9 protein-coding genes and 2 pseudogenes are annotated in these 13,399 nt (G+C 58.6%); 1 reads left to right on the forward strand and 10 read right to left on the reverse strand.

The annotated features are described in order from the left end of the window. Positions 1–212 precede the first annotated feature (212 nt). The 10 genes and pseudogenes from AC4ANE_RS26995 to AC4ANE_RS27040 form a co-directional block, all read right to left on the reverse strand. Positions 213–1,115, reverse strand: coding sequence for a peptidoglycan DD-metalloendopeptidase family protein (locus AC4ANE_RS26995; RefSeq protein WP_044322185.1), 903 nt, complete (start codon positions 1,113–1,115; stop codon positions 213–215). A gap of 229 nt (positions 1,116–1,344) precedes the next feature. Further along, a complete protein-coding gene (locus AC4ANE_RS27000; protein WP_002555886.1) occupies positions 1,345–2,235 on the reverse strand; it encodes a response regulator in 891 nt (296 codons plus the stop codon). Positions 2,236–2,438: 203 nt separating this feature from the next. Beyond that, entirely contained in the window at positions 2,439–3,200 is a 762-nt protein-coding gene (phoU, locus tag AC4ANE_RS27005; protein WP_002555887.1) for a phosphate signaling complex protein PhoU, read from the reverse strand. Positions 3,201–3,270: 70 nt separating this feature from the next. Then, positions 3,271–4,104 carry a phosphate ABC transporter ATP-binding protein PstB gene (gene pstB / locus AC4ANE_RS27010; protein WP_005734982.1) on the reverse strand — a complete coding sequence of 278 codons (834 nt, stop codon included), beginning with the start codon at positions 4,102–4,104 and terminating at the stop codon, positions 3,271–3,273. 66 nt (positions 4,105–4,170) lie between these two features. After that, on the reverse strand, positions 4,171–5,787 hold the full coding sequence (gene pstA / locus AC4ANE_RS27015; protein ID WP_170947386.1) for a phosphate ABC transporter permease PstA: 1,617 nt from the start codon (positions 5,785–5,787) through the stop codon (positions 4,171–4,173). 69 nt (positions 5,788–5,856) lie between these two features. Further along, a complete protein-coding gene (locus AC4ANE_RS27020; protein WP_002555890.1) occupies positions 5,857–8,142 on the reverse strand; it encodes an ABC transporter permease subunit in 2,286 nt (761 codons plus the stop codon). Positions 8,143–8,284: 142 nt separating this feature from the next. After that, positions 8,285–9,283 carry a phosphate ABC transporter substrate-binding protein PstS family protein gene (locus AC4ANE_RS27025; RefSeq protein ID WP_002555891.1) on the reverse strand — a complete coding sequence of 333 codons (999 nt, stop codon included), beginning with the start codon at positions 9,281–9,283 and terminating at the stop codon, positions 8,285–8,287. A 167-nt stretch (positions 9,284–9,450) separates the two neighbouring features. After that, positions 9,451–10,341: pseudogene (locus AC4ANE_RS27030) on the reverse strand (MFS transporter); the annotation flags it as partial. Between the two features lie 180 nt (positions 10,342–10,521). After that, the gene (locus AC4ANE_RS27035) at positions 10,522–11,730 is read right to left on the reverse strand and encodes an IS91 family transposase (RefSeq protein WP_460408630.1); all 1,209 of its coding nucleotides are present in this window, start codon (positions 11,728–11,730) and stop codon (positions 10,522–10,524) included. Positions 11,731–12,073: 343 nt separating this feature from the next. Further along, positions 12,074–12,505 (reverse strand): annotated as a pseudogene (locus AC4ANE_RS27040) (MFS transporter); the annotation flags it as partial. Positions 12,506–12,940: 435 nt separating this feature from the next. On the opposite strand from AC4ANE_RS27040, the gene AC4ANE_RS27045 reads away from it, so the two are divergent. Beyond that, the gene (locus AC4ANE_RS27045) at positions 12,941–13,342 is read left to right on the forward strand and encodes an acyl-CoA thioesterase (protein WP_002555893.1); all 402 of its coding nucleotides are present in this window, start codon (positions 12,941–12,943) and stop codon (positions 13,340–13,342) included. Positions 13,343–13,399 lie beyond the last annotated feature (57 nt).

Below are 13,399 nucleotides of genomic sequence, written 5' to 3' on the forward strand. Positions count from 1 at the left end.
GAACTGCATACCCACGCGGAGCATGGGCACGATAGGTGCTCTCCCGAACGCCTATCGTTCCTCACGCTCCAGCGTGGGAATGCCTTGGGTGACGCTCCGCGTCACAGGTCTGCGCCGCGCCGCATACTCAAAGCGGACGCGGAGCGCCCTGAACGGCATACCGACGCGGAGCGTCGGCACGATAGTCAAGAAATGGACGGTCGCTCCAGCAGTCAATTCCCGCCGACGGCGAAGTTGGGCAGGCTCTGCACTGGTCTGGCGAATTCGTAAGGGATCGATACCAGTTCATGGCCCAAATTGCGTTGCACGACAAAGTGCAGATGCGGGCCGGTGCTGTTTCCGGTATTACCCGACCGCGCCAGCGCGGTTCCGACGCTGACCCGCTGACCTTCCCTGACACTCACCGAACCGCGCATCAGGTGCAGATAGACGCCCATCGTGCCGTCTTCGTGCAGAATCCGTACGAAGTTGCCTGACGCATTCGAACCCCTCCCTGACTGGCTGTTTTCGATCTTTATCACCGTCCCGCCGCGTGCGGCGATGATCGGGGTGCCTTCGGGCATGGCAATGTCCATCGCATAGCGGCCCTTGGCACCATAATGACTGTATTTGCCATTCGGCCCCTGAGTCAGGCGAAACGGTCCGCCAATCCACGGCAATGGGTATTTATAGGCCTGCACCGAACCTTTGGGATCGCCCAGGGTTGAAGTCAGCACCGAGGCATAGTTCATCGGCTTGCTCCCCACTTTGGGGCTCAGCACCACCACACGTTCATTACTGCGCGCAGGGATCGTGCGGCGCAGCGTTGCTGACGAGCCAGAGACGCCCAGCACGTTGGTCACACTGGAAAGCTTGAGTTCGACCTCGACCGGGGCGTACAGATCGTTGCGCACGTACAGGCTGTGCACGCCCTTTTCACGCCTGACACTCAAATGCACCTGGCCGTCGATACGCTCGACCATCCGGTCCCGAAACACCATGACCGATGCGCCAGGTGTTGGCCGATCCGAGAACGACACCACGCCATCGGCATCGGTGAATTTATAGATCGTGACTGCCCCGGCCGACTGCACAGTCAACATCAGGGCAAACAGGATAAGCAGGCGTGCAAGCATCAGAGGCGTTCGGGTTCAAGGGCACTGGGTGCCAAGCCTAGCAGCCTTGCAGACAGAAGAGGACTCGTCGGTATCAATCGGACATGAATAACGCGCCAGACAAGCCACGGACACAGCATGATCAGCGAGGGGGTGATTGCAGCGGGGTGAAGTTATTAGGTAGCTGTGCAGTAGGTATTTGGGGCATGCCAACGCGAACGTCGGCATGCCAGTCAGCAGGAGGCGTGTATCAGGCTCCGGGGATAAAGTGCTTCTGAGCCGTGCCACGTGCGATCAGGCGCGACAGGTAGTCGAGCTTCTGCGCATCCTGATCGACAAAGCGGAAAGTCACTTGCAGCCATTCACTGTCAGGCTTCTGCTCGAACGCGGCAACGGAGTGCAGGTAGCCATTCAGGCGTGCGACCTCGTTGCTCTCGCCTTGCTCAAGGTCCAGTACCGCGCTGTCGAGCACCTGCGGCAGGTTTTCGCTGACGCGTATCACCAGTGTGGCGTCTTTCAGCGTCAAAGCCTTGATCACGCACGACTGAATGCCGTTGGGCAGGCGCAACTGACCCTGTCCACGACCGGCAGGCTCCGGCGATTTGGCTGCTACAGGCGGCGCTTTGGCGATACCGGCAGGCGCGGCAGCTGGCGTGGCGCGAACCACTTCGGCCTTGCCGCCGGTCAATGCACTGAGCGAGTCATTGAGCGGCGAGTTCATGCGTGCCGGGGCTGTGGACATGACCGCATCAAGCTTGCCGACCTTCGCCAGCGCCTTCTTGACCTTGGTCAGCAACTGCTCGTTAGTGAACGGTTTGCCGACAAAATCGGTCACGCCGGCCTGAATAGCCTGCACGACGTTTTCCTTGTCGCCACGGCTGGTCACCATGATGAACGGCACGGTTCTCAGGTAATTGTCTTGCTCACGACACCATGTCAACAGCTCCAGGCCGGACATCTCGGGCATTTCCCAGTCGCACAGAATCAGATCGAACGACTCTTTGCCCAGCAAAGCCTGAGCCTTGCGACCATTGACTGCGTCCTCGGTATGAATCCCGGGAAAATAATTGCGCAGCCCTTTCTTGACCAAGTCGCGAATGAAAGTCGCGTCATCCACCACCAATACACTGACCTTACTCATCGACGCTCCTGCGGGCGTGTTCACCTGGAGGCGAACTGCGGTATGCCAACACGCCCTTTGTTTCGGCAAGCATAGCGTTGACCGGTGGCCAACTGCCATATTGATTGACTGCGCCGCGACATTTAATCCGCAGGCGACGGGAATACTCGTCTGCACAACGAAAAACGCCCAGCGCATGCTGGGCGTTTTTCTCGCAGGCAATCTTACTTATCGTCAGCGTCGCCCGGAACATTAGCGGTTTCGCTCGAGATACCCTGCACTTCTTCCTTCATGCGCTTGAGCCCCATGTGCCGCACGTCGGTGCCACGCACCAGATAAATCACCAGCTCGGAAATGTTGCGGGCATGGTCGCCGATGCGCTCCAGAGAGCGCAGCACCCAGATGACGTCCAGCACGCGGGAGATCGAGCGTGGATCTTCCATCATGTAGGTCGCCAGCTCGCGCAGGGCGGTTTTGTACTCACGGTCGATGGTCTTGTCGTACTGCGCGACCGACAGGGCCAGCTCAGCGTCGAAACGCGCGAACGAGTCCAGGGCATCGCGAACCATGTTGCGCACCTGATCACCGATATGACGGACCTCGACGTAACCGCGTGGCGCCTCGCCCTCTTCGCAGAGTTTGATGGCACGGCGGGCGATCTTGGTGGCTTCATCACCGATGCGCTCCAGGTCGATCACCGACTTGGAAATGCTGATGATCAGGCGCAGATCGGACGCCGCTGGCTGGCGACGAGCCAGAATGCGCAGGCATTCTTCGTCAATGCTGCGCTCCATCTGATTGATCCGGTCGTCGACCTCGCGAACGCGCTGGGCAAGACCGGAGTCGGCCTCGATCAGTGCCGTGACAGAATCGTTCACCTGCTTCTCGACCAGGCCACCCATTTCGAGCAAATGGCTGCGAACGTCTTCGAGTTCCGCGTTGAACTGTTGGGAAATGTGATGCGTATGGCTGTCTTTGTGGATCATGCTGGGTGTCCTTGGAACGTCCGGTTAATAGCGAAAACGCAGCGGTGGTTCAGGTCTGACGAAGCACGTCCTAGCCGTAACGACCGGTGATGTAGTCTTCTGTCTGTTTTTTTGCCGGGTTGGTGAACAAGGTGTCTGTATCACCGAACTCGACGAGTTTGCCCATGTACATAAACGCGGTGTAATCCGACACCCGAGCCGCCTGCTGCATGTTGTGCGTAACGATCACAATGGTGTATTTCGATTTCAGTTCGTAGATCAGTTCTTCGACTTTAAGGGTCGAAATCGGGTCAAGTGCCGAACAGGGTTCGTCGAGCAGCAAAACTTCCGGCTCCACGGCGATCGTTCGGGCAATGACCAGACGCTGTTGCTGCCCTCCGGACAACCCCAACGCCGACTCATGCAGTCGATCCTTGACCTCATCCCAGAGCGCAGAGGCTTTCAGCGCCCACTCGACGGCTTCATCGAGTACGCGCTTCTTGTTGATCCCCTGAATGCGCAGGCCGTAGACCACGTTTTCATAAATCGTCTTGGGGAACGGGTTCGGCTTCTGGAACACCATGCCGACGCGCCGACGCAACTCAGCAACTTCCTCGCCTTTGGTGTAGATGTTGTGACCGTACAGGTTGATTGCGCCTTCAACGCGGCAGCCATCGACCAGATCGTTCATGCGATTGAAACTGCGCAACAGGGTCGACTTGCCACAACCGGACGGACCGATGAACGAGGTCACCTTCTGCTTGGGGATATTCAGGGCAATATCGAACAGCGCCTGCTTGTCGCCATAGAACAGATTCAGACCCGGCACTTCGATGGCCACGGTCTCATCGGCCAGATCCAGGCGTTGCTTGTGACGCCTCAGGGCCGACATGTTCATGCCGTGAGTCGGGCTTTCATGCTGCATGGATTGCTCCTGTGCGAACGATTCGCTTCATCGAACGGCTGCGTTTGCCAAAGGGCGAATTCGGGATCAATTGTCGAGCGCCTTATACTTTTCCCGCAAATGGTTACGGATACTCACAGCCGAGAGATTGAGCAAGGCGATGACCAGCACCAGCAACAGCGCGGTGGCGTAGACCAGCGGGCGTGCCGCCTCGACGTTCGGGCTCTGGAAGCCGACGTCGTAAATGTGGAAACCCAGGTGCATGATCTTCTGATCGAGATGCAGATAAGGATAGTTGCCATCCAGCGGCAGCGACGGGGCCAGTTTGACCACGCCCACCAGCATCAATGGCGCAACTTCCCCGGCGGCACGCGCCACCGCCAGAATCAGGCCGGTCATCATTGCCGGGCTGGCCATTGGCAATACAATCTTCCACAGCGTCTCGGCCTTGGTCGCGCCCAGCGCCAGCGAGCCTTCGCGCAGGGTCAGCGGAATACGCGCCAACCCTTCTTCGGTGGCCACGATCACCACCGGCACGGCCAGCAGCGCCAGGGTCAGCGAGGCCCATAACAGGCCTGGCGTACCAAACGTCGGGGCTGGCAGCGCTTCAGGAAAGAACAGCCGGTCTACCGAGCCGCCGAGCACATAAACGAAAAAACCGAGGCCGAACACGCCGTACACAATCGCCGGCACACCGGCCAGGTTGTTCACCGCAATGCGGATCAGCCGGGTAACCGGCCCCTGACGCGCGTACTCGCGCAGGTAAACCGCTGCCAGCACACCGAACGGCGTCACGATCACTGCCATGATCAGGGTCATCATCACCGTGCCGAAGATAGCCGGGAAAATACCCCCTTCGGTGTTGGCTTCGCGAGGGTCGTCACTGAGAAATTCCCACAGTTTCTGGAAGTAGAAACCCAGCTTGGTAACGGTGCCCATCGCGTTGGGCTGGTAAGCACGCACCACTTTGCCCAGGCTGAGTTCGATTTCTTTGCCATTGCCATCGCGTGCCGTCAGGCTGTCGCGATCAAAAGCCTCATGCAGGCCGTCCAGACGCCCCTCGATGACCTTGTAACGCGCGTCCAGCTCGGCACGTTCTGCAGCCATGTCAGCTTGCGCAGCGGCATCGAGCCGGCCATTGAGTTCCAGCTTGCGGGCCTGCAGACGCAGGCGCTCAATACCGTGATTGATGGCCCCGATGTCTTTCTTTTCCAGAATGTAGAGTTCGTCAGCCAGCTTTTCGACGCGTTTGATGCGCTCTTGCAGGATCGGCCAGGCAGCTTCGCCTTGTGCCACTATCCGGCCGTCTTCTTTGACGTTGACCAGATAGCCGTAGAAATTGCCCCACTCCCGGCGCTCCAGTGTCATCAGTTCGGCAGGACGGCTCTGGTCGGTCAGCCAGTCGCCCACAACCCAGGTGAAATCGCTGGGGTTGAGGTCACGGTTGCCAACCTTGAACAGCTCACGGGTCATGAACTCCGGCCCTTGGTCAGGCACCGGCAGACCCGCGCTTTTCAAACGCGCACGAGGGACCTGTTCCTGCTCGACCCGCTCACCAACCAGCACACTCGATTCCTGATTGGGCACCGCATAACGTGCGACCACCAGATCAGCGGGCCAAAAGTGCCCAAGCCCCCGCACGGCGATCACCGCCAGCAGGCCGATGGTCATGATGACAGCGATGGATACGGCACCCGCACTCATCCAGACGCCGGGGGCGCCGCTTTTGAACCAGTTTTTGAGGGAGTTCCGCTTCACCAACGCCTACCTTCCTTACAACGCCGAGTATTGCTTGCGCAGACGCTGACGAATCAACTCCGCGAGGGTGTTCATCACAAAGGTGAACATCAACAGCACCAACGCCGCCAGAAACAACACCCGATAATGGCTGCCGCCTACTTCCGACTCTGGCATCTCCACCGCGACATTGGCCGCCAGCGTGCGCATGCCTTCAAACAGATTCATGTCCATGATCGGCGTGTTGCCGGTCGCCATCAGCACAATCATGGTTTCCCCCACCGCCCGGCCCATGCCGATCATCAAGGCCGAAAAAATACCGGGGCTGGCGGTCAGGATGACTACACGCGTCAGGGTCTGCCACGGCGTCGCGCCCAGCGCCAGAGAGCCCAGTGTCAGGCTGCGCGGCACGCTGAACACGGCGTCTTCGGCAATTGAATAGATGTTGGGGATCACCGCGAAACCCATTGCAATGCCGACCACCAACGCGTTGCGCTGATCGTAGGTGATGCCCAGTTGGTCGCGGATCCATGTGCTCATGTCGCCGCCGAAGAACCAGCTCTCCAGGTGCGGGCTCATGCTCAGTGAAAACCAGCCCACCAATAGCACAACGGGAATCAGGATCGCGCCTTCCCAGCCATCGGGCACGCGCAGGCGAAGCGAATCAGGCAGACGGGTCCAGAAAAAGCCCGCCAGCAAAATGCCGATCGGCGTGAGCAGCAGCAAGCTGAAGATGCCCGGCAAATGACCTTCCAGATACGGCGCCAGAAACAATCCGGCAAAGAAACCGAGAATCACCGTCGGCATCGCTTCCATCAATTCAATCACCGGCTTGACCTTGCGGCGCATGCCCGGCGCCATGAAGTAGGCGGTGTAGATCGCGGCCGCCACGGCCAGCGGCGCGGCCAGCAACATGGCGTAGAACGCCGCTTTCAGGGTGCCGTAGGTCAAGGGTGCCAGGCTCAGCTTTGGCTCGAAGTCGGAGTTGGACGCCGTGGATTGCCAAACGTACTTGGGCTCGTCGTAATTCTCATACCAGACCTTGCCCCATAGCGAGCTCCAGGAGACTTCCGGGTGCGGGTTGTCCAGCGCCAGCGGCAACAGCTTGCCAGCGCTTTCGATCAGAACCCGGTTGGCGCGCGGCGATAACGCCAGAATGCCGGGACCGTCAGTTACCTTGTCGATCAGCAAGGTTCGGTGCGCGGTGCTGTGGAACACGCCAAGCTTTCCCGAAGCGTCCAGAGCAATGAAGCCCTTGCGCCGCTGTTCGGCCTTGATCTGCTCGATAGGTGCGCTGCCCATTTTAAAGTCGCGGATGCGCATCAGGCGCTGCTCGCCGTCAGTGTCCCGGGCCATGAACCACTGGGACATGCTGCCCTTTGAGTTGCCAATGATCAGCGAAATACCGCCGACCAGTTGGGCACTCGCCGTGATCTCGGCGTTACCGTCTTCCAGCAATTTATAGCGGCCATTGAGGGTTCGGTCGCGCAGGCTGAACACATCCGCCTGGGCGCGACCATTGATGACATACAACCATTGCTGGCGCGGATCGATGTAAATCGCTTTCACGGCGGCCGACATCTGCGGTAGCTCGATGCGAGTCTGCTCACGCGTCATCTCGCCGGTCATCATGTTTTCTTTCTGCTCGAGCGAGATAACGTGCAACTGAGTGCCGGTAGACCCTGCCAGCTTGAGGCTGTCGCCATCGGCACTGACGGTCACATGCTCGACTGCGCGACCGGCCTCATCCAGCACCAAAGGCGCTTCGCCGTAGGGCCAGGCCACGCTCGGGGTGATGGTTTTCTGATTGTTCGGATAGGTCGTCAGGTACGAGTGCCTGAACACCAGCACCTGGCCATTGGACAAGCCCAAAGCTATTAATGGTGCGCCGGGCTGATCCTTGCCGATGGAAGCGACAGACACGCCAGCGGGCAGCGGCAAGGCAACCCTATGCAGTTCTGCGCCATCCTTGACGTTGAAAAAGATGACTTCGCCCTTGTCGGAAATGCGCATCCCGATCTGGTTCTGCTCTTCAATTGCGATCATCAACGGCGTGCCCGCATCCTGCATCCAGGCAGTATTCAGCACGGGTTCGGAAGTAAGGCTTGCGCCTTTGAAGAGCGGCGCGACGACATAGGCCAGATAGAAGAAGATCAGTGTGATCGCCGCCAGAACGGCAAGGCCACCAATAGCGACGTACCAGTGAGTGAGGCGATCCTTGAACGCACGGACACGACGCTTTCTCACCATCGCAGGCGTATTGAAATCAATACGCGCTGGAGGCGAGCTTTGGTCCATCGTCGATTTGAACAGCTCATTCATGCGCACACACCGTAGACGCCTTGTATGACAGAAAAATTACAGCAAGGTGACGCAAGAAAGCCCGCTGCCTGCGAAACCGGCGGCGGACTGTTCAATTTGTATGCAGGCCAGTCCATTGAGCCCCGCTCCAACGCGTACGTGACTACTTTACCGCCACGCCGCCCGCGCCCTGCAGGCCAAGATCGGCCAGCGTCTTCTCGACGACACGGGCGGGCAGCGGGATATAACCGTCCTTCATCACCACTTCCTGGCCCTGTCTCGACAGCACCAGTTTTACAAACTCGGCCTCCAGCGGCGCCAAGGGCTGGTTCGGCACCTTGTTCACGTACACGTAAAGGAAGCGCGACAGTGGATAACTGCCGTTCAGGGTATTGGCTTCGCTGTCTTCGACAAATTCGCCGCCCTCTTTCTTCGCCAGCGGGACGGTCCTGACATTGGATGTCTTGTAGCCGATGCCTGAGTAGCCAATGCTGTTAAGCGAATTGCTGATGGCGCTGACGACCGAGGCGGAACCAGGCTGTTCGTTGACGTTGGCTTTGAAATCGCCTTTGCACAGGGCTTCTTCCTTGAAATAACCGTAAGTACCCGACACCGAGTTGCGACCGAACAACTGAATCGGCTTGCCTGCCAGGCTGCCGCTCACACCGACATCACCCCAGGTTTTCGCATCCGCCCTGGCACCGCACAGGCGGGTCGCAGAAAAGATTGCGTCCACCTGCTGCAGGGTCAGGCCCTTGATCGGATTGTCCTTGTGCACGAATACGGCCAATGCGTCCACAGCGACCGGAATAGCGGTCGGTTTGTAGCCGTGTTTCTGCTCAAAAGCAGATAATTCGCCGTCTTTCATCCTGCGGCTCATCGGGCCCAGATTGGCCGTGCCCTCGGTCAGTGCAGGTGGCGCTGTGGAAGAGCCGGCCGCTTGAATCTGGATGTTCACGCTCGGGTATTCTTTCTTGTAGGCCTCGGCCCACAGGGTCATCAGATTTGCCAGAGTATCGGAGCCGACACTGGAGAGATTGCCCGACACACCGGAGGTCCTGGTATAGGCCTTGATGGCAGGGTCGACGGCAGCCAGCGTATTGGCTGCCGTCGCGCTGGCGGCAACCCATATCAGTGCAGCCATCAAACGCTTGAGTGTCATCCTTGCGCTCCTGGCAGGGTATGTAGGTGTCCACAAGCCTTTTGGGCCAGTCTTGTGACTACTCTATGAATTGATTATGACAATAAGATTAAAAGGCCATCGCCCCTCGCAGGGAGATAGCCTTTCGCTGTAGCGGATACCTTGAGCGTTTTACCAGTGGGTGCTGATCAACGCTTTCTGGTGAGCAAAAACACGCCGATTGCCATACCCAGGCCGCAGAGAATCGCGACATACCAGGCCGGGCCCATCGGGCTGCTCTTGAGCATGAACGTCACCACCATCGGCGTCAGCCCCCCGAAAATGGCGTATGCCAGGTTGTAAGAGAACGACAGCCCGGAGAAACGCACCACGGGCGGGAAAGCCTTGACCATGACATAAGGAACCGCGCCGATAGTGCCAACGAACAGGCCCGTCACGGCATACAGCGGGAACAGCACTTCCGGATGGCTGCCGAGGACGTGATAGAACGTCCAGGAACTGACCAGCAAACCTGCGCTGCCCAGCAGAAACACCCGGCCTGCGCCGAAACGATCCGCCAGCGCGCCTGCTGCGATGCAACCCACGCTCAGGAATACAATTGCCAGGCTGTTGGCTTTCAGCGCGGTAGCGGCCGGAAAGCCATAGATGGTTTGCAGAATGGTCGGCGTCATCAGGATAACGACGATGATGCCGGCCGAGAGCAACCAGGTCATCAGCATCGACAGCGCAACTGCACCACGATGATCACGCAGCACCGCCTTGAGCGGCACTTCTTCAGCCAGCGCCTTGCGCAGTTGCAGTTCGGCGAACACCGGCGTTTCGTGCAACAGACGGCGCAGATAAACCGACATCAGGCCAAACACGCCGCCCAGCAGGAAAGGGATCCGCCAGGCGTAATCCGACACTTCGACCGGGGTATAAATACTGTTGATCGCCGTGGCGACCAGCGAGCCCAGCAGGATGCCCGCTGTCAGCCCTGCGGTCAGGGTGCCGCAGGCATACCCGACACGCCGTGCAGGCACATGCTCGGAGACGAAGACCCAGGCGCCAGGCACTTCACCGCCGATGGCGGCACCTTGATGCATAGGAATTTCAAAATGCCTATGCATGAACCTGACGCTGTGAAGGAGGCGTCATGCCTTCATAGCGATGCGTAGGAAGACGCTGATGCGTTACTTATGCAGTGAAAATCCCTATCAATCCGAATTTGTGCAGGTTATTTTACCGCTGAGCCTAGGTGCGGACGCACCTTCCCCCTGTCAGGGCTTCACGTACCTCATCTGCGCGATTGCCTGAGCGTTGAGGACCAGTCCCTGCACCGTCAGCCCGCTGATTGCCGCCGTGTAGACCATCCGCGCGCCACACAGCACGCAGCGGAACGGATCGACGTTTAGAAAGGCTTTGGCCATCTGCACAAAATACAGCTTCGGTGTCGGTCCTGGCGTCGCCATCTTCAATGCTTCATAGACCTTCGGCAGGTATTTCCCACACACCCGATTGGCCAGAAAACCAAAATACCGGATCATCCGGAAATGCTTTTCCGGGATGTGCTGCACCACCCGGCGCAGCATGTCGGCCTGGCTCAGCGTTTCCTGCTGATAGGTCTGCGTGCGGTGATCCAGGTAGGTAAAGCTCAACGTGGCCCCGCAGGTGTAATGGGCCAGACGACTGCCCGAGATCGGCGGTTTTTTCAGGTAGCGGCCCAGGTAATTGACGGTCTTTCGGCCGTTTTCCGTCTTCTTCGACAAGTGGATGTGCCAGTGCTGGCCACCAGCGGTCAGTATCAGACGGCGCCAGTCGCTTTCACAGAGGATGTGGGCCAGCTGCGGCGGCATCGTCAATTGCGAAAGCGGCTGTCCCAGCAGGTAATCGCGCACCAGCCACATCCAGCGCCGCCGCAGGGCCTCTTTGTGGAACGACAGATTTTTCCAGACGCCCTGCTCATCCAGGCCGCCCGCGGTCACCGACAGGTGGACGTGGGGATGCCAGTTGAGCCGCCGGCCATAGGTGTGCAGCGCACCGAAAATCCCGACGCGCAAACCGCGCCGCTTGGCGGTGTAGATCAGGTTATCGGCCGCCAGACGAAACAGCGCATCGAGCAGCCAGCGGTTGTAGAAGAACAGGGACCACAGCGTGTCGGGCAGCGTGAACACCAGATGCTGCCAGGGGCAGTCGGGCAGACGGTTGTTTTGCACGGCGATCCACTGGTCGGTGGCCTTTTTGCCGCAGGAAGGACAGGCCCGGCAATGGCAGGTGTTGCACAGGTATTTGACGTGCGGGCAATGCTCATTGCCACAGGTGTAGTGTTTGACGCCCAGTATCGAGGTGCCGCAGGCGAGCATTTTGCTGATCGACTCCACTTCGATGTGGCGCAGACCGCCGGCCTCCAGCAAATCTGCCCAGCAGCCGTTGGCCGTGAAGAGGTTTTTGAGCGGTCGAGGTTTGTAAGCAGGCGGTGCAGAGGCCACGTCAGCAGGGCGGCTCCTCATCGTGGTGAATGACGGCGGTGATGGCGAATCCGCCTGGCCCTTCTCTCATCTAAACGCTTACGCAAGAAGCGTCGGGAAACATGTCGTTCAGATACGTTGTCTGGCAGCAACTACAAAGATCGACATCACCGAAAGGATCGATATCGAAGGAAAAGTCGGTATCGGGCACGAAGGTAGTATGCCCGGCGCGTTGGAGACGGGTCTGCTTTGCCTTGGCTTTTGCCCGGCTCGCCCGTTTACGTTTTTTGGTCTCTGACGCCATGTGTAAGCCTGTGCTGAGGAGGGATCGACTCGATTTCGGCTATGATAACCGATTTCAAAATCCCACAATTTGCAGCCGCAGGCTGCCCAGTTCAATGACGCGCATCAACAGCAGCAGAATCGGCGCCCACATGCCGATCTGTGCGTAGGTCGGTAGCAGACCCATGATCAGGGTCGGCACCGCCATCATGAAAATGCTCAGCGTGAACATTTTCTTGCGCCCCAGCAGATCGCCGAAGTGCGCCATGATAATGCCGCCCAGCGGCCTCGCCAGATAACCGGCGGCGAAAATGCCGAACGTCTGCATCATGCGCAGCCAGTCGGGCATGTCCACCGGGAAAAACAGCTTGCCGACCACCGCCGCGAAAAACACGAAAATGATGAAGTCGTAGAACTCCAGCGCGCCACCCAAAGCAGAGAGCGAAAGGGTTTTGTAATCGCTGCGGGTCAAAGGCCGCGCAGGCTGCGTGGAACTTGAAGGAACAGATGACATGACAAGGCTTCTCTTTACTTGTTCTTTAAAAAGGGGCAAGCGACAGCAACGCTGGCTGCTTGCTGCGGGGTGCCGTGCAGAAGCGATTGTCGAGGGCAAAGGCGCAGATAGGCACCAAAATTGCGTGTACAGGCAGTCTTGTCACCTGTAGAGGTTCAGCAAGATAGCAAATTGCTCTTAAAAACACATGTCAAGAACTGCATCATTACAAAATGGAAACCCGACGGTCGTTCTATGACGCAACGCCCGATATACTCGCAAGTCGTCAGCAGCACTGGGAAGTTGTGCGAAAACGTCTGAAACAGCGGGTTTCGCAGAGTTTCTCTATGGGCCACACCTGCACTGGACACACAATGTTCATGCGCATGGTTTTGAATGGCGCCTGTTAACCGCAGCATACAATAATGAGAGTCATGGGTCAGAGGCACCCTAGGCATGATCGAGCTCGAACAAGAAGATCCAACTCCGCAAGGCGACCTTGCACTGCAAATTACCGCCCTTCCCCGCGAAACCAATGGCTTTGGCGACATCTTCGGCGGCTGGCTGGTCTCCCAGATGGACCTGGCGGGTACAGCCATGGCCAGTAAAGTGGCCGGCGGCCGTGTAGCGACCGTGGCGATTGATCGCATGGCGTTTCTGGTCCCGGTCGCAGTTGGCGAGCAGCTTTCCTTTTACACCCGCACCCTGGAAGTCGGACGCACCTCGATCAAGATGATGGTCGAAGTGTGGAGCGATGACCCGCTCACCAGCGAATGGCGCAAGGTCACTGAGGCCGCATTCGTGTTCGTGGCCATAGATTCCAGCGGGCGGACACGCTCGGTTCCCGCACGACGGTAACTGGTTGCTCAACCCAAGGATGGCTGCCCGGTTAAACTCACCTTGCGTGAAGCGGTC

This window comes from Pseudomonas sp. Pme6b (assembly GCF_058129925.1).

Coding starts and splice junctions, on each gene's coding strand:
- AC4ANE_RS26995 (WP_044322185.1), bottom strand. CDS start 1,115: ATGCTTGCACGCCTGCTTATCCTGTTTGCCCTGATGTTGACTGTGCAG.
- AC4ANE_RS27000 (WP_002555886.1), bottom strand. CDS start 2,235: ATGAGTAAGGTCAGTGTATTGGTGGTGGATGACGCGACTTTCATTCGC.
- phoU (WP_002555887.1), bottom strand. CDS start 3,200: ATGATCCACAAAGACAGCCATACGCATCACATTTCCCAACAGTTCAAC.
- pstB (WP_005734982.1), bottom strand. CDS start 4,104: ATGCAGCATGAAAGCCCGACTCACGGCATGAACATGTCGGCCCTGAGG.
- pstA (WP_170947386.1), bottom strand. CDS start 5,787: ATGAGTGCGGGTGCCGTATCCATCGCTGTCATCATGACCATCGGCCTG.
- AC4ANE_RS27020 (WP_002555890.1), bottom strand. CDS start 8,142: ATGAATGAGCTGTTCAAATCGACGATGGACCAAAGCTCGCCTCCAGCG.
- AC4ANE_RS27025 (WP_002555891.1), bottom strand. CDS start 9,283: ATGACACTCAAGCGTTTGATGGCTGCACTGATATGGGTTGCCGCCAGC.
- AC4ANE_RS27045 (WP_002555893.1), top strand. CDS start 12,941: ATGATCGAGCTCGAACAAGAAGATCCAACTCCGCAAGGCGACCTTGCA.